Here is a 25,152-nt window from a genome sequence, read left to right as displayed (position 1 = left end):
CACAGGATTCTAGAATGCGCTGCCCGCCGAGGTTCCCGTGGACGTGGTGGACAGGATGCCGTTATTCACAAAGTTCAAGTAGTCGGCCCCGAGCGTCCCGATGAGGATGAGCTCTATGACGAGGCTGGTCAAGAAACCGTAGATAGCGTAGCGGAAGGCGAGGATGCGCACCCCCACGGGCTTCCGCATGGTGCCGATGAGCACGAACAGCAGGCTGAAAACGCCAGTCAGAAAGCCGATGAGCCCCCACCCTAGCTTGAAGGGGGTGGGCACCTCACCGGGATCGGGCATTCCGCCGCCCCAGGGGAACCCCTGCCACCCGCTTTCGCCCCCGCCTCCGGAAACGGGATGCTGCATGGGTCGCGGGGTATTCGACGCGTCGTCGTTTCCGGCATCCTGCCCCGACAGGCCGGGGCGCCAATCGCGCGGTGGCTCCGGCGCGCCGCCATGGTTGCCTTGCGGCGCCTCCGTTGGAGACTGCTGCTCCTGGTCGCTCTGCTGTTGTTCTTCGCTCATCATTCTCGCTCTAACCGAACCATTTTTCTGGCATTGTAGCAGCCTCGCACAGCCCGAACAGTTACGCCCCGATGACACATTCCCCGCCCACGCGAAAAACCATCCGACGCCTCGTATAGTGCAGCGCATGAAGAAAAGCGAAGCATTGGACATACTGGGTCTGCGGGACGGTGCGTCCGATGACGATGTCAAGAAGGCGCACCGCCAGAAGATTCGTGAAAACCACCCCGATCGCTTCACCAATCCAGTGGAGAAGGCGCGCGCCGAAGAGAAGACGAAGCTCATCAACGAGGCACGCGACGTGTTGATCTCCCGCAAATGGGATCCCGAGTTCGGCCCGCGGGCGAGCCATTCGGGAACGTACAACAATCCGTACGACGGCAATCCCTTCAACGTCTGGCCGGGAGGCGCCACGGCATACACCTCGCAGGGCGGAGCCCCGCAGGGACAGCAGGCCGACCCATTCTATGGCATGCCGTTCACGTATGTGTGGACCAGCTGGGACAACGTGGGAACCGGGCAAGCGACCGGCGCCGGCGGCCGCCAGACCGCAGACCCGTTCTCCGACCCGTTCGACCCCTTCAGCACCATCTTCACGCAAGTCCCCCGCAAATCGGCCAAGCAGCAGTACGAGGAGGCCCGCAAGGAGCTTCGATCCTTCGGCGTGCTCGCCGCGTCGAAAGCGGGCATATTGGCGCTGTGCGCGGCGCTGGGTGGAATCGCCACGGGGATGTTCATCTACTTGATCGCGACCGTGCTCTACGCCATCAGCCGCGAGGTCCAGGGGTGCTCCAGCATACTGGTCGTTCCGTTCGTCGTGATATTCGGACCGCTCCTCATGTTGATGATGCCCAGTCTGGGCGCGGGAATCTCCACCGGGCTGATCGTGTTCTTCGGCATCGCCGTTGCATACGACATCGGCACGCTGCGCCGCATGGTCGAGACCATGCGCACGTACAAAGAGAAGGCCAAGATCGAGCAGTAGCGCGGGATCTGCAAACGGTTTCCCCATCCGCACGATCGCGCCGCGCTGCGCCGCGCTCAGACCTTTTGCTCAGATCTCGATAACTATTCGAGGTAACTGCAACCACTTAGCTCGACAAGGTTGCGGTCAATGTCGTGCCAGGGAAGCACTGATCATTAGGCCGCATCGCGCACCCCATGAGGCTGTCTAGAAACTCTTATCAATCTGTTCAAACATACATAATAGAGTATCTATATGCTTCTTAAAATACTATATATCGTATAAGCAGAAGTCTCAGAGGGAGTTTCTAGACAGCCTCCCATGCGACATCCCGATCCGGTGCCGTATAGGCTGCGGCATGCGGAGGCCGGGGCACCGCTTGGGGCGGGAGCGATCGGCTCGGCTGCTCGGAAAACGTCCCTCGGAGGGGTTTGGATGGGCATAGCCTGAGAAATCAGCGATTCTAGAGCCGAGAAGTTGCCTTGCTCAGATCTCTTGGCCCCTCGTTTTCGCACAAGCCGGGGAACATGGCACCCGGGTGCATGCGTGCGCTATACTTTTCCCGTCTATTCCCTTGGAAGAAAGCGGGGGCGATTCCTGTGCAATCCCTGACCCAAATCCTATCCGGCAATCCCTACCCCGGACGCGGCATCGTCGTGGGAGAAGGCATAGTCTACTACTTCATCATGGGGCGCAGCGAGAACTCGCGCAACCGCATCTTCGTGGAGACCGAGGACGGCATCCGCACCGAAGCGCATGACCCCGCCAAGCTTCTCGACCCCAGTTTGATCATCTACCGCCCCGTGCGCGCGGTCGATGGGGCGCTCGTGGTGACGAACGGCGACCAAACCGATACGATCGTCGAATCAGGCGATTTCCGCGCCGCCCTCGCCAAGCGCGAGTATGAGCCGGACGACCCTAACTTCACACCGCGCATCTCCGCCATCTGCCATGATGATGGCTCGTTCGAGCTCTCCATCCTCAAGCGGCAGGACGGGCGTTGCCTGCGGGAATTCTTTGCCTACGAAGGGGCGAGCGAGGGGATGGGCTACTTCATCAGCACCTACCAAGGCGACGGGAGCCCCCTGCCCACGTTCGCCGGAGAACCGATCGCGGTCAACCTGTCGACGCCCGAAGAGGTCTGGGAGGCGCTGAACCCCGCCAACAAGGTTTCGCTGTACGCCAACGTGAACGGTGCGGTGACGATTTTCAACAAGAACCTGGGAGACTAGCCGGACCCGGCGCCCCGGCGGCTCCGCAACCCCTCCGAGGGTCGGGGCAACGAGGGAAGGCCCATTCCCCGAAGCAACCGAGACGCCCGCCCGAATCGCCCCGCCAGCTTAATGCGAACCAGGAAGCTTCTTCCCGTAGAGAAAGGCCCAGACATGCAGGAATTCGAATTGAAATACGGCTGCAACCCCAACCAGAAGCCCGCTAGGATCTTCATGCGCGATGGCGGCGATCTGCCCATCGAGGTGTTGAACGGCCGACCTGGCTATATCAACTTCCTCGACGCCCTGAACTCATGGCAGTTGGTGAAAGAATTGAAAGCCGCGACCGGCCTGCCCGCCGCGGCGAGCTTCAAGCACGTGTCCCCCGCCGGCGTGGCGTTGGGGCAGGAGCTCACGGATTTGGAAAAGCACATCTACTTCGTGGAAGAGGGCGTCGAGCCCTCCCCCATCGCCTGCGCCTACATCCGTGCCCGCGGCGCCGACCGGCTGTGCAGCTACGGCGATTGGGCGGCGCTGTCCGACACCTGCGACGCGACGACCGCAACCTATCTGAAGTCCGAGGTGTCCGATGGCATCATCGCGCCCGACTTCACGTCGGAGGCGGTCGAGATCCTGAGGACCAAGCGCAAAGGGACCTACAACGTGGTGAGGATCGACCCGTCCTATGTCCCCGCGCAGGAGGAGTACAAGGACGTGTTCGGCATCACCTTCGAGCAGGGGCACAACTTCTTCGAGATCAACGACGAACTGCTGGATAACATCGTCACGAAGAGCAAGGATCTCCCGCGCGGGGCGAGAAACGATCTGATCCTCTCGCTCATCACGCTGAAATACACGCAGAGCAACTCGTGCTGCTACGCGAAGGACGGCATGACCATCGGCGTGGGGGCCGGCCAACAGAGCCGCGTGCACTGCATGCGGCTCGCGGGCAGCAAGGCCGACAACTGGTGGATGCGCCAGCATCCGAAAGTCCTGGGTTTGCAGTTCGTCGACGGCATCAAACGCCCCGCGCGCGACAACGCCATCGACGTGTACACCGGCGACGAGTGCATGGATGTGCTGCGCGACGGCGAATGGGAGCAGGTCTTCAAGGCGAGGCCTGAGGTGCTGACCGCCGAAGAGAAGAAGGATTGGATCGCGAGGCTGGCCGGCGTCGCCGTGGGAAGCGATGCGTTCTTCCCCTTCGGCGACAACATCGAGCGCGCCGCCAAATCCGGCGTCAAATACGTGGCCGAGCCCGGCGGTTCCATCCGCGATGACGACGTGATCGAGTGCGCCGACAGATACGGCATGACGATGTGCTTCACCGGCATGCGTCTCTTCCACCACTAGGATCGAATTCATTCAGCTGCAAGGCGAGGGCCCGATTGGACCCCCGCCTTTCTTATTGAGAAAATCCTCCTTTGCATATATTTTGCACATCGATGAGGTATCCTCGAACGAAGGGAAGCCATCCGAAACAGGAGGCGCCATGGCAGAACCCGCTCCCCTCTATGAAACACGGCCCATCAGCGATTTGCGCACGAAGCTCAACGATATCGAAGAGCACGCGCGGACCAGCAAGGAGCCCATCGTGCTCACACGCAACGGCAAGCCCTCGCTCATCGTGATGGATGGGGAAGCCTACGAGGAGCGCCGCAACGCCGAACGCTTCACCCGCGCATTGCGCGAAGCGGAGATTGAGGCAAAATACCGCAAGAAAACGGTCTCCCTCGCAGAATCGAAGCAACGGGTGGAATCGATCCGCACGGCAATTGAGATGTTGCATGCTTAACGTGGAACTGTGCCCACGAGGCCAAGCCGATCTCGAAAGCATCTATATCTTCCTTGCCCTTGAGCGAGGCGTTCCGCATGCCGCGAAGAAAACGCTGGAAGATCTGTACGGAACCATCGACATCATCGCCGAGCAACCTGAAATCGGCACGCCCTTCCAAGGTGAGGGACTTGACGGCAATTACCGCAGGATGCTCTCCGGCTCGTATTGGATCTTTTATACGTTCGACGAAGAGCAGCTCGTGATCTGGCGCGTTATCCACGGGAGGCGCGACATCGACGAGTACGCCCCAGTCGGGCTCTGACCCGCTACCTACCCAGGTCAGCCTCGTGCCTGGCGCGGGCCGCTTCGCTGTAGCGCTGGCGGTAGCGCACGTCCACCAGCTCGGCGACGATGGCGATGGCGAGCTCCGCGGGTGTCTTCGCGCCGAACTTCAGGCCGATGGGCCGCTTGACCGCATCCCATTGCCCTTCGGTCATACCGCCTTCGATGCACAGATCGTGCACGCGGTTGTTCTTGCCCTTGCAACCCATCATGCCAGCATAATGCACCCCGCGGCGCACGGCCCACAGGCATCCCTGCGGATCGTGCATATGGCCGCGCGTGAGGACGCACACGTAGTCGGCGCGACCGGCGGGCAGCCCGGCCAGGTCGTCGAACGAATCGAGCAGGACGAGCTCCGAATGGGGGAAGCGATCCTCATTCAGGTAGGCCGCATCGTAATCGACGACGGTGACGCTGAAGCCCACGTGACGGGCTAGGGCGGCAACCTCGCTCGCCACATCGCTGGCGCCCAGCAGCCATACGCGGACGGCGTCGAACAGCGGAACGCTGCACCAGGTGAGCCCATCGAACTGCTCGTTGTGCATCGCCGGCCCCCGCGTGACATCCTTCATCTGGAATTTATCGCGATCGGAATAGGGACGCGCGGCAACGATCTCCTTCTCGTCGTTGCAGAAGAACACCGCCGATTCGCCATCCGCGGAGCCGATCCCACCGTACTTCTTCGTCACCTCGTTATCGGTGTTCGCCTGCGCAGCGGCGGCATCGTAGACCACCTTGAAGCCCAGCCATGCCTGATCGCCCTCGTCGATTGCACGAATAGCTCGCTCAAACGTGGGGATATCAGCTTCAGTCAGCCCAGTCGCGATCTGCTGGGCCGTTGCAGGCAAGATGTTCGGATTGCCCTCGGTTTCTTCAAAGGAGAAGCATGTGAAATCTTCCGGCGAAAGCGCCGGCACCTTCCCCGCTTTCAGGTCGTTGACAACCGCAACCAGCGTTTCCCTCTGCATACCGTCTTTCCTCTTTCGTAAAATGACAATTTTTATCCGTTTTTGATATTAATAGAGCCTAAAACTAGTAACAATTTGTATTTCTATCGCGAACCAACCACACATGGCGCAAAACTGGCCGCACATGCGACGAACCCCGCATCCCCCAGCGACAAACCGCCAACGGCAAACCCCGCATCCCGCAGCGACAAACCCGCAGCGACAAAAGCAGCGCTGCGGGAGAAAGCGTACAGCGCCGCACACCTGCGGAGACCTCTGGGGTTTGCCACATGCAGCTACGCGTTGGCGATGTGGACGCGGCGCGTGGCGGGGTCGACGGAGATGTCGCCGTTGGCCAGGTGGCCCAGCACCCAGGGATACAGCTCGTGTTCTACCTCGTGAATGCGCGCCTCCAGCGTGTCCACCGTATCATCCTCGCGTACGGGCACGGCACGCTGCGCCACAATGGGGCCTTTGTCGTATTCGGCATTGGCGAAGTGCACAGTCACTCCGGTCACTTTGACGCCTGCTTCGAAAGCATCCTGTATCGCATGGGCGCCCTTGAAGCTGGGCAGCAGCGCCGGATGGAGGTTGACCACCCTATCCTCGAACGTACCGAGGACGATGGGTCCGACCATGCGCATGTACCCCGCCATGACGAGGTATTCCGCGCCGGCGCGCTTGAATACGGACGCTATGAGCGCATCGGCGGCCTCGGCATCGGCGTATACGTCCCGATTAAGGGACATGGTCTGGACGCCCGCCTCCGCCGCCCGCTTCAGCCCGTAGGCATCGGGCCGGCTCGAGAGCACCAGGACGATCTCGACGTTCAGCCTGCCGGCGGCGATCTCGTCGATGATCGCCTGCAGGTTGGTGCCGCTGCCGCTGATCAGGACACCGATTTTCAAAGGCTCTTGCATGCGACTTCCCTTCTTCGCGCAGCGATTGGACTCGGATGGGAAAGCGTCCCCTCCCCCAGGCTGTCTAAAAACTCCTATCAATCTGTTCAAACATGCATCATAGAGTATCTATATGTTTCTTGAAATGCTATATGCCGTATGAGCAGAAGTCTCAGAGGGGGTTTCTAGACAGCCTCCCCCGTGCAGGCGGGGTGCTCGGATCCGACATGCAGGGCGGGGCGGGGCGGGGCGGTACAGCTTCCCCCGTGCAGGCGGGGCCGATCCGCAAAGGCCAGCCGCTCGGCCTCATCCGCAAAGGCCAGCCGCTCGGCCTCATCCGCAAAGGCCAGCCGATCGACCTCATCCGCAACAGCCTCCCCCGTGCAGACGGGGGCGCTTCCGTTCGGCAAAGCTCCTACTCGTCGGCCTCTTCGTCGTAGAAAGTATCGCGTTCGGTGGTGCGGTTCGCCGGATCGGGCACGACGGGTGCGGGCGGCACCTCGCGATCGCTCGGCAACTCGGGGAACAAATCCTCTTCGTTGACATATGAGACCTCGCCGGAACCCTTCACCACCGTGCCCACGCGATACACCGTCTCGCCCTGCGCCTCAAGCGAGGCTTTCACGGCATCGGCGGCTTCCGGCTTCACGATCAGGATCATGCCGAGACCCATGTTGAACGTCTTGAGCGCATCGCCCTCGGTCAGGCGGGCGGCGGCGCAGACGAACGGGATGATGGGCTCCATCTCCCACGATCCGACCTCGACCCGGGCATCGAGATGCTTCGGCAGGGCTCGGTTCAGGTTTTCGGTGATGCCGCCGCCGGTGATGTGGGCGAGCGCGTGCACGGCGCCGGGATGCTGCTCCAGGACGGCCCTCACCTGCTTCACGTAGATGCGCGTCGGCTGCAGCAGGGCATCGAGAACGCTGCGACCCCCCAGGCTGGGCCGAGGCAGGGTCACCTCGTAATGCGTGCGGCCTTCGGTGCACACCTTGCGCGCGAGGGAATAGCCGTTGGAGTGCAGGCCGCTGGAAGCCAGGCCGAGCAGGACGTCGCCCTCTTCCACCTGGGCCGGATCGAGCATGGCAGCACGGTCGACGATGCCCACGGCGAAGCCGGACAAGTCGTACTCGTCGGGGTCCATGACGCCCGGATGCTCCGCCATCTCGCCGCCGATGAGGGCGCAGCCGGCCTGCTTGCAGCCTTCCGCGATCCCATTGACGATCTCGGCAACCGCCTCGCTCTTCAGCTTGCCGATGGCAATGTAGTCCAGGAAGAACAGCGGCTCGGCACCCGTGGCGAGGATATCGTTCACGCACATCGCCACCAAATCGATGCCGACCGTATCGTGCTTGCCGGCGATCTTCGCCAACTGGAGCTTCGTGCCCACGCCGTCCGTCCCGGATACCAGCAGAGGGTCTTCCATATCCTTCGCGGCGGCAAGGCTGAACAAGCCGCCGAACCCCCCGATATCGCCCACGACCTCGGGCCGGTAGGTGCTATGCACGCTTTCCTTGATGGCGTCCACGGCGCGGGCGCCTTCGGCCGTGTCGACACCGGCCTGGGCGTAGGTAACCGTGTCCTCGCCCACCCAGCTGGGCATGGCGGGGGCGTCTTCGGCAGAGCCGGGGCTCACCATAATGCGGTCGGTCATGGCAATCGTCTCCTAACCTCGGGATACAGGTAGTTTACAACATCGGGGAAGAGCGGATGGAAGCGACGCGGCTACTCCCCCGAAGCGGCACTGCGGACGGCAGAGGCATCGCCGGCATCGACGATGCCGCCGCTTGCCCGCCCGCCCGGAACCGCCGTCTCCGTAACGCGGGCGAATGCGATGGCACGTCCATCCTTTTGGGCGTAATCGCATGTGGCAAGCGTGAACAGCTGCCCGACGGCCTCGGCGGAGGGAAATCCACCGTCAGGCCGCACGATACTGCGGTCGATCTTGTCCTGCACGTAGCGCACGCGGTCCGTATCCGTCGCGAAATCCGCCTGGGCAAGCAAGTCGGAGCCCGTGGTGCGCACCAGGGCGAACAGGTCGCACTTGAAGTTGCGGGCAGGCGTGAGCACGTACACCGTCCGCACGGCGTTGAACCCCTCCTGGCTGGTCAGGTCATCGGACAGCGCGGCGAACATGCTCCCGTCGTTCATATGGTGGCCGTACATCACGCTGTTCCCGCTGCTGAAATCGGGCGCGCATAGCGTATCGAGAAAGATCGCCCCGCCGCGCCCGCCGAAGCTCCCATCTTGGGAGAAGCTCGTATGCAGGTATTCGTCATTGTTCGCGCCCTGCACGACCGGGTAGTTGATGCGCGTGCCCGGCACGTACACCCATGCGACCACGTCCTCGTTCACGCTGCGCAGGTAATCCCAATCGACCGTCATATCGGAAAGCGAAAGCGGCGCCGATGCCGACGATTCGGAGACGGGGAACGCCTTGGATGCCACGTCGGCGTAATCGGCGTCCGCCTTCCAGTACGTGTAGGCGAAGTACGCCAGCGCACCGGCCGAGATGGCGAATACCGCGAGCGCCAGCCAGAAGACCACGCGCCAGAATATACGTTTGGAACCGCTCATGCCCTCACCTTACATGCGGATGAGCGGCGAGGACGCCCGCATTTCGAACTTCCAGAAATCCTGCAGGGAAGGCCGTCCCGACCGGCGTCGACGAGGATCCCCTCCGGCCTCTATCCGTGCAGGCGCTTCTCCAACGCGTCGTTGATGATGCGCAGCGCCTTCACGCGGGCATAATGCTTGTCGTTGCTCTCCAGGATGATCCATGGCGCGAAATCGGTGCTGGTCAGGCGGAACATGTCCTCCACCGCCTCGCGGTACTGCGGGTACTTGTCGCGGTTGCGCCAATCCTCGTCGGTGATCTTCCACTGCTTGCTCGGATCGGCGGCGCGGGCCTCGAACCGGCGCATCTGCTCCTCACGGTCGATTTCCACCCAGAACTTCAGCAGGATCGCGCCCCAATCGACCAAATCGCGCTCGAATTCGTTGATCTCGTCGTAAGCACGCGCGACCTCGCCGCTGCTCGCGAATCCCTCCACGCGCTCCACGAGCACGCGCCCGTACCAGCTGCGGTCGTAGATGCCCACGTGTCCCGCCTTCGGCAGGCGCGTCCAGTAGCGCCAGAGGAACGGGTGCATCAGCTCGGGCTTGGTGGGGGCGGGGCTGGGGAAGATGGTGTATGCGCGCGCATCCAATGCCTGCGCGACGCGCTTGATGTTCCCGCCCTTGCCGGCCGCATCCTGCCCCTCGTACATGAGGATGAGCGGCACGCGCTTGACGTACATCTCCATCTCGAGGTTGAACAGGCGGTCCTGCTCCTTCTTCAGCGCCCTCTTGTACGCATCGGGAGCAAGGCGCAGATGGTAGTCCGCGCCGGTGAGCGTGGGATGGTCGCTGGGAACGACGAAGCGCTCCGATCTCTCGGGCGCGGCGGCGGCCTGGGCTCGCGCGATCGCTTCGTTCTTCTCGCGGACCTTCGCCTGCTCCTCGGGCGTGCGGCTCCGCTCGTCCTTCTCGTCCTTCTCGGCACGGCCCGCGCTGTTGGCAGCCGCCTTGGCGGCGGCGGCAACCGCCTCGGGATCGGGCGCGGCGTGCAGCGCGTCATCCAGCACCGCGACCAGCGTGCGCGCGATGCCCAGATTGGCGCGGCGGCGGTCTTCCCCGTTCAACACCACCCATGGGGCGAAGTCGTAGTTGGTCAGCGGAAGGATCTTCTCGTACAGCTTGTACTTCTCATCGTAATCCTCCATGGTGTCGAGGGAGCGCTTCTCGACGCGCCATGACGTCTGGGGGTCGGATGCCAGCCCCTTCAAACGCTTGCGCTGGGTTCTCTTCGAGATATGCAGGAAGAACTTCACGACGATGTAGCCGTCGTCGAACAGCTGCCTCTCGAAGGCACGCGTGCTATCCAGGTAGCTGCGCACATCGGCGACGTCATCGAAATTATCTGCAAAATCCTTGATGGTTCTGTCCGGATCGCCGTACACGAGCCTCTGCAGGGCATCGCGATACCACCCGCGATCGTAGATGGTCATGTTGCCGCGCGGCCCCAGCGCGCTCCAGAACTGCTGCATCATGGGAAAATAGCTGCTGACCCCCCGCTTGCTCTTGCGCAGGCGCTTGGCGGTCTCGGTATCGAAACTCTCCGTCACATGCACCCCGGTGGCGCGGGCATCCAGGTTGTACAGCAGATCGGAAATACGGCCGCCCTTGCCGGCGCCGTCCCACCCCTCGAACAGCACCACGAGCCCGATGCCCTTGGAATTCGCTTCCTGCTGCAGCACCACCAATCGTTTGACCAGCTCGTCATGGACCGGCTTGTACTCCTCCTTCGTGATGGGAGCTACGTCGAAATCGATTTTGTCCAGCATGCGGACCCCCTTAGATGCGCGATTCGCCCATGGGACGATTGTACACCGACGCCGCGGACGGCAGATGGGGCAAAGCGGATGGAACCAGCCGGGCAACTTGCGCACGACGTCGTTCACCCAAGAAATAAAGCGGGCGGCACGGGGCAGGTCGGCTAGAATGGAGACATCCAGAAACGTTCGTCCTGGAGGAAAACATGGATAAGAAATCCCCCGCATCATCCGCCTTAGCCGACGCCGAGGCCCGCAAGGCCGCGCGCGTTCCCTACATGCAGAATCGCGAGCTCTCCTGGCTCACCTTCGACCAGCGCTGCCTCGACCAAGGCCGCGACGAGACCGTCCCGCTGCTCGAGCGCCTGCAGTTCGTCAGCATCTTCACCAGCAATCTGCAGGAATTCTTCATGGTGCGCGTGGGCAGCCTCACCGATTTGGAACTGCTCAAACAGCCCATCATCGACACGAAGAGCAACATGACCCCCGCCGAGCAATTGGACGCCATCTACGCCCGCTGCCATGAGCTGTACCCGCTGCAAGAACAGATCTACCATGAAATCGACGAGCAGCTCGCCGCCGAGGGCATCCACCACCTGCAGTACGACGACCTGGATGAGAACCAGCGCGACTACGTGAGCGACGTCTTGGCAACCAGCGCGCTCCCCTACCTGTCCCCGCAGATCATCAACGCGCGGCATCCGTTCCCCCATCTGGAAAACGGGTCGATCTACATCATCGTGCGCCTTATAGACGAGGACCCGAACGCGCTCGCCGATATGACCAAGGCGGAGAAGAAGGCCGCGAAAGAGGAGCGCAAGCGCCTGAAGAACCAGGGCGCCGAAGGCGTGACGCTGGGCATCGTGCCTCTGCCGCGACAGGCACCGCGCGTCATCAAGGTGCCCGGCGAGGGATTCAACTACATCCTGTTGGAAGACGCGTTGGAAGCAAGCGCGAAGAGGATCTTCAGCATGTACACGGTCAAGCATTCGAACATCGTGTGCGTCACGCGCAACGCCGATCTCGACAGCACCGAAACCGCCGACGAGGGCGAAGAGGATTATCGCGAACACATGAAGAAGATCCTGAAGAAGCGCGCGCGCCTGGCGCCCGTGCGCTTGGAATCCAAGAACAAGCTGTCGCCAACCGTCAGCGAGTTCCTCCTAGCCCGCCTGAAGCTGGAGCCGTACCAGGTGTACACCACGACGGTCCCCTTCGATATGGGCTTCGCGTTCGCGCTGCCGGGCATGGTCGATGGCGACGTCCGCGCCAAGCTGACGAGCAAACCGTTCGCTCCCGCCTGGGCGGGGCAGCTGCGCCGCGACGCGCCGATCCTCAAGCAGATCCAAGAGCGCGAGGTGCTGCTGTCATACCCTTATGAGAGCATGGACCCGTTCGTGCAGCTGCTGCGCGAGGCGGCGGCAGATCCGTACGTGGTATCGATCAAGATCACCCTCTACCGCCTGGCGAGCCAATCGCATCTGGCGGAGGCGCTCATCGCGGCTGCCGAGGCGGGCAAGAACGTGACCGCCCTGTTCGAGCTGCGTGCACGCTTCGACGAGAGCAACAACATCCAGTGGTCTCAGCGCTTCGAGGAAGCGGGATGCAACGTCATCTACGGGTTCCACGACTACAAGGTGCACAGCAAGATCTGCTACATCACGCGCCGCACGCCCGAGGGGCTGCAGCACATCACGCAGCTGGGCACCGGCAACTACAACGAGAAGACCGCCAAGCTCTACACCGATTTCAGCTTCATCACCACCGATCCCGCCATCGGCCGCGACGCGGTCGAATTCTTCCGCAACATGGGCCTGGAGAACGCGAGCAGCGACTATAAGACGCTGTGGGTTGCCCCATTGCAGATCAAGCAGAACATCATCGCCGGCATCCAGGGGCAGATCGACCTTGCGAAGGAGGGCAAGCCGTGCGGCTTGTTCTTCAAGACGAACAGCGTGACCGACAAGGACATCATCAACAAGATCGCGGAAGCGAGCCAGGCGAACGTCCCGGTCACCCTGTTGGTGCGCGGCATCTCATGCCTCATCCCGCAGGTGGGGGGATACACCGACAACGTGCGCGTGGTGTCCATCGTGGGACGCCTGCTCGAGCACAGCCGCATCTACGGCTTCGGAGCGCGGGAGGATATGCGCCTGTACCTCGCCAGCGCCGACTTGATGACCCGCAACATGGATAAGCGCGTTGAGATCGCATGGCCCGTCACGGGGGAGGAACCGCGGCAGCGGGTGCTCGATTACATAGATGCCTGCCTGCGAGACAATGTGAAGCTGCGCGAGCTGCTGCCCGACGGCACCTACACCCCGCTGCGCGCCCTGAAGAAGGACGGGGACGAGGCGTTCAACGCCCAGGAGCATCTGATCGTACAGGCGGCCGAAGAATCCGCCGCCGCGCGCGAGATCGAGCTCTCCGAGAAGACCGCCTACGAGAAGCTCTCCTTCCACGCCCGCGAGAAGGAACGCGATCAGGCACGCGAACGCGAGGCACAATCCGACTTGGAGGCGATTTACGCCGAAGCCCTGAACCACGACATGAACACCGAGGAGGAGGCATACGAGCCGTACATCCGGGCCGCGATGAAAGCCATCACCGACACGGTGGGGCTGGAAGATGCCGCCAAGATGGCACCCGCCATCGCCGCGGCGCTGGCAGCCGCGATGCCCGTCGCCGTCGCCGCGACGAAGAGGCCCGCGCACGCGAGGGCGGAAGTGGGCGATATCGAGCATGCGGTCATGTCCGCCCCTGCCCCCATTCCCGCTCCAGCCGTCCCGGCCCATGCGAAGGCCGAGTCGATCAAACCCGCCCCCGACGAGCTGGCGGAGGACTTCGAAGATGCGGATGCGGAATTGGAAGCCACCCCGGCTGAGAACGCGGTCGAGACGAGGAAGGGAGATGCCGCCGCTCCCCGTGCGGAGAAGGCGGATCCTGCCGCGGAAGGCGCGCCAGGCGAACCTGAAGCAGCCGCGGAGGCCCCCGTCGAGCCGGAACCCGCCACCACCCCGCAGGCTGATGCGCCAACGGGGAAAGCCGCGGTAGCGCAACCCGAGGCTCGGGAAGGAGCCGCCTCGGAGGAAGCGGCAGCCACCCGTCCCGAAGCCGCGGTCGATGCCCCGGCAGCGCAAGAGGCACCCGGCGCCCCCGCGCCCGAGGAGCCGGCGCCCGGCGAGAAGGGACGCGGCATCGGCGGGTTCTTCGCGCGGCTATTCCGCTCCGACAAGTAGGCAGCGCCCCACGCGGTACCGGATGATCGCCCGATGCCGGAAGGTAAGCTGGGATCTCGGCGACGGACGCCGCCGAGATCAAAGGAAGGCGGAGCGAAACGAGCCGCCACATAATTGATTCGGCGGGACATCCCATCTGGGATATCCCGCCGACTAGTTCAGGGCTTTCGATGCAGTCCCGGATCCCTTGGGTCACACAGCGCGATCATGGAAGCAACAGCTGGGCGATTTGGACGGCGTTCAACGCAGCGCCCTTGCGGATTTGATCCATGACCAGCCAGAAGGACAGCCCGCTTTCAACGGAGGCGTCCTTGCGGACGCGGCCTATGTACACGGGATCCGTGCCGGCCAGCTCGCCGGGCATCGGGTACACCTCGTTCGCGGGATCGTCCATGATCTCGACCATGGGGGCGGCGCTCCATGCCTCGCGCGCGGTCTCCACGCTGACCGGAGCGGCGAACTCCACGTTGACGGACTCACCGTGGCAGCGCACCACCGGCACGCGCACGCAGGTGGCGTTCACGCCGATCGAGGGATCGTGCATGATCTTTTGCGTCTCCACGACCATCTTCCACTCCTCCCTCGAGGAGCCGTCGTCCATCATGCGATCGATCTTGGGAATGCAGTTGAACGCCAGCGGATGCGCGAACGCATTCGCCTCCATGGTGATGGAGTCGAGGTAGTTGCGCGTCTGGTCGTACAGCTCGACCATGGCGGGAAGCCCCGCACCGCTGGCCGCCTGATACGTGGAGACCACGACGCGCTTGATCGGGGCGATGCACGCCAGGGGCTTGAGCGCCACGACCATCTCGATGGTGGAGCAGTTGGGATTGGCTATGACGCCGTCGTGCATCGCGGCATCCCCGGGATTGACCTCGGGCACCACCAGGGGGACGCCGTCCTCCATGCGGAACGCGCTGCTGTTGTCGATCATCACCGCACCGGCGGAGACAACCGCATCGCGGAACGTGCGGGAAATGTCGGCACCTGCGCTGAACAGGGCGATGTCGACGCCTTCGAACGCTTCGGGGCCCATCTCCCGGACCGTCAGCTTGCCCGCCCGCGCTCTGCCGCATCCGCCGAAGGGCAACTGCTTGCCGGCGGATTTCGCCGAAGCGAGCGCGCGCACCTCCGCGGCGGGGAAATCCACGTCGGTGAGGACCTTCAGGAACTCATGCCCCACCGCACCCGTCGCACCGCATACCGCGACCACGGGGTTCGCGGGCATCTGTTTCGTCCAAGCCATTTCTATCTCCTTCATCGACGTTCGCGTTTCGCATCCGGCAGCCGGGAGGGGCATCCGGGAAGCGGTCCAGAGGATGGGCGGCCCGAGGTCCGGGACCCGGGCTCCATCGATTGCCGCCGGCGGAACATTCGCTAGCGGCCCTTGCTCTTCTTATCCGCCAGCTCCTGGGCGGACAGCATCTTCTCCTCGAAGACGCTGTCGGAATCCAGCCCGAACGCGGTATGGAGGCAGCGCACCGCAAGCTCGACTTGGTCGGCGGATACCACCACGGAAAGGCGGATGGGGCTGGTGCTGATAAGCAGTATGTTGACGTTGTTGTCGGAGAGCGCGGTGAACGTGCGCGCGGCGACGCCGGGGCTGCTCTTCATGCCCGTGCCCACCACGCTTACCTTGGCGATATTCTCGTCGACCGCGTACCCGCGGGCCCCGATGGTGTCGAGCAAGCTCTCCACCGTGCCGCGCGCGCGGCCGAGGTCCGCCTCCGGGCAGGTGAAGCTAATGTCGGTATGGCCGTCCTCGCTGATGTTCTGTATGATCATGTCCACGTTCACCATGTTGCCCGCCAGCGCGCTGAACACGCGGGCAGCGATGCCGGGACGGTCCTGCGCGTCGCGAATCGTCACCTTCACCTCGCTCGTATCGTGGGCGATGCCGGTGATAACTGCCTGCTCCATCTGAGAATCGGCCTCCTTGATGAGCGTGCCGGGCGAATCGGAAAATGCCGACCGGGCGTGGATGATGACGTTGTACTTCCGCGCGAACTCCACGGCACGGCTCTGCAGCACCCCTGCGCCGGCACTCGACAGCTCGAGCATATCGTCGTAGTTGATCGCATCGAGCTTGCGCGCGCGGGGGGCGACGCGCGGATCGGCGGTATACACGCCGTCGACGTCGGAGAATATCTCGCACACATCGGCCCCGATGCCGTAGGCGACCGCAACCGCAGTGGTGTCGGAACCGCCGCGCCCCAACGTGGTGATATCGCCGTTGTCATCAATGCCCTGAAACCCCGCGATCACGGGAACAATGCCCGCATCGACCGCGTTCTGTATGCGATCGGCATGCACGAGCGTGATCTTCGCTTTGGAATGCTCGCCGGTGGTGCGGATGCCCGCCTGCCGGCCGCTGAAGCTCATGGCGCGGTACCCCATGGCCTCGATGGCCATCGCCAACAGCGACATGGAGACGTGCTCGCCCGTCGAAAGCAGGCGGTCCATCTCGCGCGCGGGGGGGTTCTTCGACAGGGCGTGGGAAAGCCCCACCAGCTCATCGGTGCTCTTACCCATGGCCGAGACGACGGCAACGGGGCGATCCCCCGCCTGCTTCATCCCTATAAGGCGCTTGGCAACCATTTTTATGCGCTCGGGCGACGCAACGGAGGTTCCGCCGAATTTAGCAACGATGAGTGCCATAAGGTCTTCCTGTCGATCAACGTAGCGGGTTTTACTATAGCAGGACGGAGTAGCGACTGCGTCGAAATCCACAAGGTTGGACGGTTCAGCGGATGGAAGACGGGGGAAGCGCCCCGACGGAGGCCGGGCGCTTGGCTGCAAGGAGATGCGGAGGCTACGCGTTCGTGATGCTGATGCTGCTCATCAGGTCGGCGACGTGCTCGCAATCGTCCGAAACCTCTTCGATGCGGTCGAAGATGCGGGTCCACACCATCACGCGGAGCGGGTTCTCGCTATCGGTGGTGTAGAGCTTGTGCATCTCGCGCTCGTAGAACTCGTCCGCCTGCACTTCCAGGGCGTTCACTTCCTGAATCGCGGCATGGAACTTCTTCTTCTGCTTGCGGTTGACGAATTCATGGACCGCAACCTTCAGCGCCTCGCAGCTCTTGCGGATGAGGATGACGCTGCCCGCGACGTCGCGATGCATGAAATGGACGTCCATCATGTAGAAGAGGTGGATGACGTCCTCCACGTCGTCGACGATATCGTCGAGCGCCGAGGCGATCGAGATGATATCGTCGCGGTCGAGCGGCGTGATGAAATCGGCTGCCAGCGCGGCGAATGTCGACTGGTTCACCTCGTCCGCGGCGTGCTCGATCTCGTGCGCTAGGGGGATGACCTCGGCAAGCTTCTCAGCGGTCTCGAAATTCTCCACCACGCTGATGAGGAGGTCGACTTCCTGCATGGCGTAGTCCATCTGCTTTTCGAACGCTGCGAAATAGTCGTACTTTTTCTTGCGAGGCATGTTGAACTCCCCTTCTACCGGGCGCAGATACGCAGATACGCTTTGGATTCTACCTCATATCACACGGCTGCGGCCGATCGGTTACCAAGCGGGGGACGAATCCTACGCGAAGGTTGGTTGCAAATGTAACCGCAACACTGGGGGGTGCGGTTAGAAATTCAACCTACGAATCCTACGCGAATCATGTGCGGGATGATGCAGGGCGATGCAGGGGATGATGCGGGCGGCGGCCCCGCCGACTCAGCGCCGCAGGGCCTCGATCACGCGAACGCGCTCGTCCCCGATGCTGGTCAGCTGGTTGTGCCCGGGCAGGACGATGGTGCTGTCGGGGAGCGTGCCCAGCTTGCGCAGACTTTTGCGCATGTCGGCCATGCTTCCGCCCTCGAAATCCGTCCGCCCGATGCTCGCGCGGAACAGCGTGTCGCCCGACACCAGCAGGGGCGCGCCGGAGCGATCCCCCTTCTGGCAGAAATAGCACAGTCCGCCCGGCGTGTGCCCCGGCGTGAGCAGCACCCTCCACGAGGAAGCGCCCACGGTGAACTCATCCCCGTCGCGCAGCTTCCGATCCACGGCGCACGGCGGGACGTCGAGGCGGAGCCCCTCGTCCCTCTGACCCGCCTCGATGCGCTTCGCATCGATTTCCGACGCGAACACCGGCGCGCCCGTCAGCCTCTTCAGGTCGGCGAGCGCCCCGATGTGGTCGCAATGGCGATGGGTGACGAAGATCGCGCTGACCTCTGCCGCCCCTGCAAGCTCCACGATGCCCTGCGCATGGGCCGTGGGATCCACCACGATCGTGCCGCCGGCGCCATCGCCTATCAGGTACACGTTGTTCTCGATGGGCCCCATCACCGCGAAGCGCAGCGAAAGGCATCCACCGTCCACCTGGTATGTTCTCATTGCCGTCCTTCCAAAGGGCCCTTCGGCCGATCTATCCCTTCTCGCCCGGCATCAGACGATGGGCGTCGAACACGCCCTCGATGGAGTTCAGCCGGGTGATGATGCGGTTGATGGCGGAAACGGTGCTCACCTGGAACAAGAACCGCATCTCGACGATCCCGTCGCGATGCACCGATGTGCTGGAGGTGAGCACGTTGGCCCCGCCTTCGGAGAAGACCGCGACCACTTCGCCGAGCAACCCCATGCGATCGAGCCCCTCCAACCCGACCTCCACTTTGAACGAAGTGTCCATCTGCGTGGCGTTCTCCCATGCCACGGGGATGATGCGCTCGGTGCGCTCCAGCAGCGCCGCGGCATTGGGGCAATCGCGGCGATGCACCGACACCCCGCGCCCGCGCGTGACGAAGCCCACGATATCGTCGCCCGGAACGGGGTTGCAGCAGCGCGACAGGCGCACGAGCATGCCGCCCTCGCCTTGCACGATCACGCCGTTGCTGGCCTTCTTGGCCTTATTCGTCTTCGGATGGCGCACGCTCGTGACCATCGGCGGGGTCTTCCCCGTGCTCATGAACGATTCGAGCGAATGCTCGGGCTTCGCCTCCTCGTCGGGCCTCAGCACCTTCAGGACGCGCTGGGACACGCTCTGCAGGCTCTCCTTGCCGGTGCCCACGGCGGCGAGCATGTCATCCACGTCCTTGAAGCCCATATGCGACGCAACCTGGCGAAGCGCGCGCTGGCCCGCCGGGCTGCTGATGCCGAGCCCCTGCTTGCGCACTTCCCGCGTGATGCGGTCGTGCCCTTCCTGGATATCGTCGGCGCGCGTCGCCCGCGCGAAGTACGATCGGATCTTCGACCGTGCGCGCGGCGTCTTGACCATGAACATCCAGTCGCGGCTCGGGGTCGCGCTCTTCTGCGTGAGGATATCCACGCGATCGCCCATCTGCAGCTTGTATGAAAGCGGCACGATGCTCCCGTTCACCTTCGCCCCCACGCAGTGGTTCCCCACCTCCGTGTGGATGGCATAGGCGAAGTCGACCGGCGTGCTGCCGGCGCGCATGCTCTTCGCGTCCCCCTTCGGAGTGAACACGAACACCTCGGACGGCGCCAGGTCAACCTTCAGGTTCTTCAAGAACTCGCGGCTGTCCTGCGTCTCATCCTGCCAGTCCATCATCTGGCGCAGCCAGGCGAGCTGCTTGTCGAATTGCTCGTCGCTCTTGCCGCCCTCTTTGTAGCGCCAGTGCGCCGCCACGCCGTATTCGCTCATGCGATGCATCTCGACCGTGCGGATCTGAACCTCCAGCGGGCGGCCCGCCGGGCCGATGACCGTGGTGTGCAGGCTCTGGTACATGTTGTACTTCGGCATGGCGATGTAGTCTTTGAAGCGCCCGGGCATGGGCTGCCACAGACTATGCACCGCGCCCAGCGCCGAATAGCATTGCGCGACGGTGTCGACGATGATGCGCACGGCGATCAGGTCGTAGATCTCGCTGAAATCCTTGTCGCGCACCGTCATCTTGCGGTAAATGCTGTACAGGTGCTTGGGACGCCCCATGATCTGGCAGTCGATGTGGACCTTGTCCATCTCGCGGCGCAGGATGTCGATCACGCGGCCCAAGTACGCTTCGCGCTCGGTGCGGCTCTCCTGCACCATGCGCGAGATCTGCTTGAATTTGTTCGGCTCCAGGTAGAAGAACGAGAGGTCCTCGAGCTCCCATTTGACGCTTCCCATGCCGAAGCGGTGCGCGATGGGCGCGTAGATCTCCATCGTCTCGCGCGCCTTGAAGATGCGACGGTCCTCCGGCAGCGCGGATAGCGTGCGCATGTTGTGCAGGCGGTCGGCAAGCTTGATCACGACGGTGCGGATATCCTTGTTCATGGCGACGAACATCTTGCGGATGGTCTGGGCCTGCTCGTCGGAGAGGTTCTCCACCTCGATTCGCGTGATCTTCGTTACGCCGTCCACCAGCGCGGCGACGTTCTCGTTGAAATCCTCGGCGATCTGCTCCTTCGTGTATGACGTGTCCTCTACGACATCGTGGAGCAGGGACGCGCACAGGGTCTCGACATCCATGCGCAAATCCGCGAGGATCAGCGCCACCTCCACCGGATGGCTGATGAAGGGCTCGCCGCTTTTGCGGCATTGCCCCGCATGGGCGTCGCGCGCGAACTCGAACGCCTTCTTCAGCAGCTCTTCCTCATCGGTCGAAAGGTAGCCGGATGTCTTCTCCTGCAGCAGCGCGAAACGCTCCTCGGGCGTTTTGCTGACCACGCGCGCGGGATCCGCCTCGCCCACGTTGGCGGCGAACGATAGCTCGCTGGCATGAGCGCGTCCGATCAACGCATCGGACCCGTCGCTGAAGCGATACGGTCCCCCCACTGGGTCAAGGGCCTCGCCCAGCATGGTTTCGCCGGAAACGGAATCAATCTCGCCCATGTCGATCCCCCCTTTCCGGGAACGGCGGAACGCTCTGCCGCGCCGTCTCGCTCGGAAGAATAGGACGGCTGATGCGGTCGAGCAGCACCGCGACGGGGCTCTTCATCACCCAGGCGCAGAACGCGTTGAACTCGTCCATCTCGCCGAGTCCCTCGCGATAGCGCACGCTGTCGGTCAGCTCCACCCTGCTCTTGCCGGGAACGAAACGGATGGCGCGCTCCTGGCCGTCTTCGGTATCGGATATGGCCGTCTCGACAAGGCCGAGCTCCCGGAACACCGCGATGGCGCACGAGACGGATGCGGGCGCCACCTTGTGGCCGGGGACCCGGTTGCCGCATGCGGCCGCGAGATCGGAGTCGGACACATGCACCAAGCCGGCTTCGGCGCCCTGGCTCAAACGCTTCAATTCGCGGTACACCTGTGCCATCGTATCATGGCCGGGGGTGGAGTCCTCCAAGATGCCCTGGTTGATGCGCGCATCCGCCGATCCGAACAGCAGATGCACGCAGGCGGGCTCGCCGTCGCGGCCGGCGCGGCCGCTCATTTGATTGAACTCCACATCGTTGAACGGGAGATGGAACAGCACCACGTGGCGTATGTCGGGGATGTTCACACCCTCTCCGAACGCGCTCGTGGATATGAGCACGTTCATCTGGCCTCCGCGGAACATCTCCTCCACCCGCTCGCGATCGGAGCGCGGCAAGCCGGCGTTGTAGAACCCGATGAACGGCGCCATCTGGGGCACCAGTTTGCGAAGCTCGCGCGCGAGCGTCACGCTCCGCTTGCGCGAGTTGACGTAGACGACGGTCTTCTCGCCCGTCGCGATGATATTGGCGAGGTAGCTCTCCCGGAAGCGGATGTTGCGCTGGTCGTCCAGCTGGATGTTGGGGCGATCGGCATCGTCGAGCACGCGGTTTTCGATGCGCAGCTGCCCTTCGATCTCGGAGGCGGCGCGTGCGTCGGCGGTGGCGGTGAGGGCGAGGACCACCGGATCGCCCAGCGCGGCGATCTGCTTCCCCATGCTGGCATATGCCATGCGGTTGCCCGCGCGTGCCTGGCCGATATGGTGGGCTTCGTCGATGACGGCGAACCCGATACGCCCCGACCGGGCGAATTCCGCCGCATGGTAGCCGAGGAACTCGGGCGTGGTGAGCACGATATCCACCGTGCCGTCCGCGATGCCGTCGAACACCGCGTGCCGTTCCTCCGGCGTGGAGGAGCCGGTGACGACCTCGACGTCGATTCCGAAGCGGTCGAGCGCCGAGGCCAGATGATAGGCCTGGTCCGCGATGAGGGCGCGCAGCGGGTAAACGAGCAGGCTCGCCTGGCCCAGCTCCAGCGCACGGCGGGCCGCCTCCACCTGGAATGCCAGGGATTTCCCACGCCCCGTCGCCATGACGGCAAGCGTGGACGCATCCTTTTGCAGAGCGTCCAGCACGCGTTGCTGCGAGGGGAACAGGCTGCCCTCCCCTATGAAGGAGCGGACTAGGGAACTGCGCAGGCCGCTCGGATCCTCCTGGGCGCGCGCCCTCCACTGCTCGCGCCTCTCCTCGGCCGCCTCTATGCTCCCGATGCACTCGGAGCCGTCATCCTGGCAGTCGGCGCAGAGTTCGTCGTCATCGGTGGCGAACAGCCCCGCCACGAACGAGCGGTGCTCGGGCTCGATCATGGATTCCAGCGCGCAGCATGGCTTCGCCGGGGCGACGGACGTCAGCAGGGCCTTCACGCTGCGGCGCCCGCGCCATTCGTCGATCTGCACCTCGAATGCGGCATCCACCACGCACGAGCACCGCAACAGCGATTCGATGCTGCTGCCCGCGTGGAACATGATGCCCGCAATGGAATTGCGACCGTCGGAAAGCGTGGTCGACAGATGGTTCTTATCCGCACCGACGGCGCGGCTGCGCGTCATGAGCACGCCCTGGGCCAGGAAGCGCGGCTGGCGGTTCTCCTGACCGAAGGGGGCGAGCTCCTCCATTTTTTCGATATTCTCGAGCGTGAGCTCGCCCAAGTCGATCACCGCATCGATATCGATGCGCGGATGGAACAGCTCGGGCGGGAGTCCGTCCATGAAGGAGCAGAGCCGCTCGGTGAATTCGGGAAGCTTGTCGGCGGGAAGCGTGACCCCCACCGCGGCCTCGTGGCCGCCGAACCGTGTGAGCAGGTCGGCGCAGCTTTCGACCGCTTTGAACAGGTTCACCTGCCCGACGCTTCGACCGCTTCCGCGCGCCTCGCCGGCGTCGTCGATGGCGAACAGTATGACGGGCACGCCGTACGTCCGCACGAGGCGGCTGGCGACGATTCCCTTCACGCCCTCGTGCCAACCCTCTCCGGAGACCACCAGGGCGCGTTGGCCGTGGTAGACCTCCTGAGCCTGCAGGCGGGCGATCTCGGCGAGCTCCGCCTCGATGGCGCGCCGTTGGTCGTTGATTTCCTCGAGACGCACGGCCTTCCGGCTCGCCTCGTTGAAATCGTCCTCCAGCAGCAAATCGAGCGCCACCTGGGCGTCGCCCATCCTGCCGGCGGCGTTCAACCGCGGGATCGCGCTGAACGAGAGCGAGGTCGCCGCAACAGGCTTGTCGGCCACGCCCGCCGCGGCGAGCAGCGCTGCGATGGCGGGGCGGGGGGCGGCGTTCATGCGGCGCACCCCGTCGGCGACCAGCGCGCGATTGCCCCCCACCAGGGGGACGAGGTCCGCGACCGTTCCCAACGTGGCGATATCCGTGAATTCGCGCCACAAATGGGGCTGGCCGAAGCGCGCGCCCAGGGCCTGCACGATCTTCAGGGCGACGCCCACCCCCGCGAGCACGCTGCTGGGATTGCCGGGATCGACCTTGGGATCGCACACCGGCACGTCCTGAGGCACTTGGTCGCCGGGTTCGTGGTGATCGGTGATGAACACGGAGACGCCCCGATGCTGAAGCAGGGTGACCTCCTCGCGGCAGCTTATTCCGCAATCCACCGTGATGACCACATCGGGCTCGAACGCCATGAACCGGTCGATGGCGGCTTCGGTGAGGCCATACCCCTCGTCCGAACGGCGCGGGATGAATGGGACCGCGTCGCCCCCCAGAACCCGCAGCCCCCGCGTCAGCACCGTCGTCGCGCTGATGCCGTCGAGGTCGAAATCGCCGAACACCAGTATGCGCAGGCTCGCGCGCAGGGCCGCCTCCAACCCGTCGACGACCTCCCCCATGCCGGGGATGATGTAGGGGTTCAGCCAATCGCGCTCGAGCGACGGGGAAAGGAACTCCTGCGTCTTCTGCGGCGTGTCGACGCCGCGGGCCACCAGCGTCGTCGCTATGAACCGGGGGAGATTGAGCGTGCGTTGCAGCACGCCTACAGCGGCGGCATCCGCCGCTTGGATGTTAAACCTTGCGGACATGATAAGACCTTCAATACGTTCGCGTTTCTCACCCTGCATTGTCGCACAAACTGCAACGCCGCGGGAGCAGATGTTCGCATCCATGGGGTTGTAGATGCTCACCGCGAAGTACACCGGACAGTTCGCAAGGGACTTAAAGCGCCTGGCAAAGAAGCATATAGACTTGAACCCGCTCAAAGAGGCCGTCAATCTTGTGCTCGAGGACACCAACGGATCCAAAGAAGAGCTTAAGCGGCATCGCAACATGTACCAGCTGCACGGGAGCTGGGCGGACAGCAACGAGTGCCATATCGCTAACGCAGGGGACTGGCTGCTCGTGTGGCGCACCGGCAACGGACTCGCAGTCTTCCAGAGGACGGGTTCGCATGACGAGCTGTTCGGCTAATGGAATTCCTGCTGGGCCTTTTCCAAGCCGTTTCGTATGAGGTACGGAACCGCCTCCGCCGCGAGTCCGCACGTCTGCTCGAACTCGTCCTTTGCACTCGCGTGCAAATGTCAAGAAGTTTATCCACGTAGGGGTAAAAACACCCTACCGTCCACACTCGCGCCGCGGGCGCGAGAGCACGAAGTCCGCCACCGGCATGCGGCCCGGCGGCCTTTGCTGCCGATGCCGCACCGGATGCGGGGCCCCTGACGGATCTGGCCGACAAGGATTGCGCCCGCCCTGGGCACCCCTGCGCAACGATGGGTGCTGGAAGGAAAATCCAGCGCCCATCTTCGATG

General features: G+C 63.5%; 20 protein-coding genes. 8 read left to right on the top strand and 12 right to left on the bottom strand.

Features of this window, described 5'->3' with window-relative positions; genetic code table 11:
• Positions 1–9: 9 nt before the first annotated feature.
• On the bottom strand, positions 10–519 hold the full coding sequence (locus NOV21_RS09720; RefSeq protein WP_283170831.1) for a hypothetical protein: 510 nt from the start codon (positions 517–519) through the stop codon (positions 10–12).
• 124 nt (positions 520–643) lie between these two features.
• Between NOV21_RS09720 and NOV21_RS09715 the strand changes: the two genes are divergently transcribed.
• The 5 genes from NOV21_RS09715 to NOV21_RS09695 all read left to right on the top strand — a co-directional run bounded on the left by NOV21_RS09715 (position 644) and on the right by NOV21_RS09695 (position 4,790).
• Complete coding sequence (locus tag NOV21_RS09715) at positions 644–1,501, top strand: J domain-containing protein (RefSeq protein ID WP_283170832.1); 858 nt, start codon at positions 644–646, stop codon at positions 1,499–1,501.
• Between the two features lie 578 nt (positions 1,502–2,079).
• Positions 2,080–2,712, top strand: coding sequence for an IMP cyclohydrolase (locus NOV21_RS09710; RefSeq protein WP_283170833.1), 633 nt, complete (start codon positions 2,080–2,082; stop codon positions 2,710–2,712).
• Positions 2,713–2,865: 153 nt separating this feature from the next.
• Positions 2,866–4,044 carry a phosphoribosylaminoimidazolecarboxamide formyltransferase gene (locus NOV21_RS09705; protein WP_283170834.1) on the top strand — a complete coding sequence of 393 codons (1,179 nt, stop codon included), beginning with the start codon at positions 2,866–2,868 and terminating at the stop codon, positions 4,042–4,044.
• Positions 4,045–4,183: 139 nt separating this feature from the next.
• A complete protein-coding gene (locus NOV21_RS09700; protein ID WP_283170835.1) occupies positions 4,184–4,486 on the top strand; it encodes a type II toxin-antitoxin system prevent-host-death family antitoxin in 303 nt (100 codons plus the stop codon).
• Positions 4,479–4,790, top strand: coding sequence for a type II toxin-antitoxin system RelE/ParE family toxin (locus tag NOV21_RS09695; RefSeq protein WP_283170836.1), 312 nt, complete (start codon positions 4,479–4,481; stop codon positions 4,788–4,790). Before NOV21_RS09700 ends, NOV21_RS09695 begins: the two co-directional genes overlap by 8 nt.
• Positions 4,791–4,794: 4 nt before the next feature.
• Here NOV21_RS09695 and NOV21_RS09690 read toward each other — a convergent pair whose 3' ends face one another.
• Positions 4,795–5,778, bottom strand: a complete 984-nt coding sequence (locus NOV21_RS09690; protein WP_283170837.1) for an XdhC family protein — start codon at positions 5,776–5,778, stop codon at positions 4,795–4,797.
• A 275-nt stretch (positions 5,779–6,053) separates the two neighbouring features.
• On the bottom strand, positions 6,054–6,677 hold the full coding sequence (purN, locus tag NOV21_RS09685; RefSeq protein ID WP_283170838.1) for a phosphoribosylglycinamide formyltransferase: 624 nt from the start codon (positions 6,675–6,677) through the stop codon (positions 6,054–6,056).
• A 131-nt stretch (positions 6,678–6,808) separates the two neighbouring features.
• On the opposite strand from purN, the gene NOV21_RS09680 reads away from it, so the two are divergent.
• Positions 6,809–7,096 carry a hypothetical protein gene (locus NOV21_RS09680; RefSeq protein WP_283171798.1) on the top strand — a complete coding sequence of 96 codons (288 nt, stop codon included), beginning with the start codon at positions 6,809–6,811 and terminating at the stop codon, positions 7,094–7,096.
• Here NOV21_RS09680 and purM read toward each other — a convergent pair.
• From purM to NOV21_RS09665, 3 genes are all read right to left on the bottom strand, one after another.
• A complete protein-coding gene (purM, locus tag NOV21_RS09675) occupies positions 7,072–8,310 on the bottom strand; it encodes a phosphoribosylformylglycinamidine cyclo-ligase (RefSeq protein WP_283170840.1) in 1,239 nt (412 codons plus the stop codon). The two genes, NOV21_RS09680 and purM, sit on opposite strands and share 25 nt — an antisense overlap.
• 71 nt (positions 8,311–8,381) lie before the next feature.
• Positions 8,382–9,233 (bottom strand): class B sortase, encoded by an 852-nt coding sequence (locus tag NOV21_RS09670; protein ID WP_283170841.1) that lies wholly within the window; start codon positions 9,231–9,233, stop codon positions 8,382–8,384.
• A gap of 110 nt (positions 9,234–9,343) precedes the next feature.
• Positions 9,344–11,041, bottom strand: a complete 1,698-nt coding sequence (locus tag NOV21_RS09665; protein WP_283170842.1) for a polyphosphate--AMP phosphotransferase — start codon at positions 11,039–11,041, stop codon at positions 9,344–9,346.
• Between the two features lie 194 nt (positions 11,042–11,235).
• On the opposite strand from NOV21_RS09665, the gene ppk1 reads away from it, so the two are divergent.
• The gene (gene ppk1 / locus NOV21_RS09660; protein WP_283170843.1) at positions 11,236–14,268 is read left to right on the top strand and encodes a polyphosphate kinase 1; all 3,033 of its coding nucleotides are present in this window, start codon (positions 11,236–11,238) and stop codon (positions 14,266–14,268) included.
• Positions 14,269–14,473: 205 nt separating this feature from the next.
• On the opposite strand, the gene NOV21_RS09655 is transcribed toward ppk1, so the two are convergent.
• The 6 genes from NOV21_RS09655 to recJ all read right to left on the bottom strand — a co-directional run bounded on the left by NOV21_RS09655 (position 14,474) and on the right by recJ (position 24,429).
• Positions 14,474–15,514, bottom strand: a complete 1,041-nt coding sequence (locus tag NOV21_RS09655) for an aspartate-semialdehyde dehydrogenase (protein ID WP_283170844.1) — start codon at positions 15,512–15,514, stop codon at positions 14,474–14,476.
• Positions 15,515–15,645: 131 nt separating this feature from the next.
• Complete coding sequence (locus tag NOV21_RS09650) at positions 15,646–16,926, bottom strand: aspartate kinase (RefSeq protein WP_283170845.1); 1,281 nt, start codon at positions 16,924–16,926, stop codon at positions 15,646–15,648.
• 154 nt (positions 16,927–17,080) lie between these two features.
• Complete coding sequence (locus NOV21_RS09645) at positions 17,081–17,710, bottom strand: DUF47 domain-containing protein (RefSeq protein ID WP_283170846.1); 630 nt, start codon at positions 17,708–17,710, stop codon at positions 17,081–17,083.
• Between the two features lie 240 nt (positions 17,711–17,950).
• On the bottom strand, positions 17,951–18,610 hold the full coding sequence (locus NOV21_RS09640) for an MBL fold metallo-hydrolase (protein WP_283170847.1): 660 nt from the start codon (positions 18,608–18,610) through the stop codon (positions 17,951–17,953).
• A 31-nt stretch (positions 18,611–18,641) separates the two neighbouring features.
• The gene (locus NOV21_RS09635) at positions 18,642–21,044 is read right to left on the bottom strand and encodes a RelA/SpoT family protein (RefSeq protein ID WP_283170848.1); all 2,403 of its coding nucleotides are present in this window, start codon (positions 21,042–21,044) and stop codon (positions 18,642–18,644) included.
• Positions 21,031–24,429 (bottom strand): single-stranded-DNA-specific exonuclease RecJ, encoded by a 3,399-nt coding sequence (gene recJ / locus NOV21_RS09630; RefSeq protein ID WP_283170849.1) that lies wholly within the window; start codon positions 24,427–24,429, stop codon positions 21,031–21,033. Before recJ ends, NOV21_RS09635 begins: the two co-directional genes overlap by 14 nt.
• A 94-nt stretch (positions 24,430–24,523) precedes the next feature.
• On the opposite strand from recJ, the gene NOV21_RS09625 reads away from it, so the two are divergent.
• Positions 24,524–24,814, top strand: a complete 291-nt coding sequence (locus tag NOV21_RS09625) for a type II toxin-antitoxin system YafQ family toxin (protein WP_283170850.1) — start codon at positions 24,524–24,526, stop codon at positions 24,812–24,814.
• Positions 24,815–25,152: the final 338 nt, after the last annotated feature.

The sequence above is a fragment of the Curtanaerobium respiraculi genome, assembly GCF_024609215.1.
Lineage (GTDB): Bacteria > Actinomycetota > Coriobacteriia > Coriobacteriales > Eggerthellaceae > Curtanaerobium > Curtanaerobium respiraculi.
This window is presented reverse-complemented; position numbering and strand designations above follow the sequence as displayed.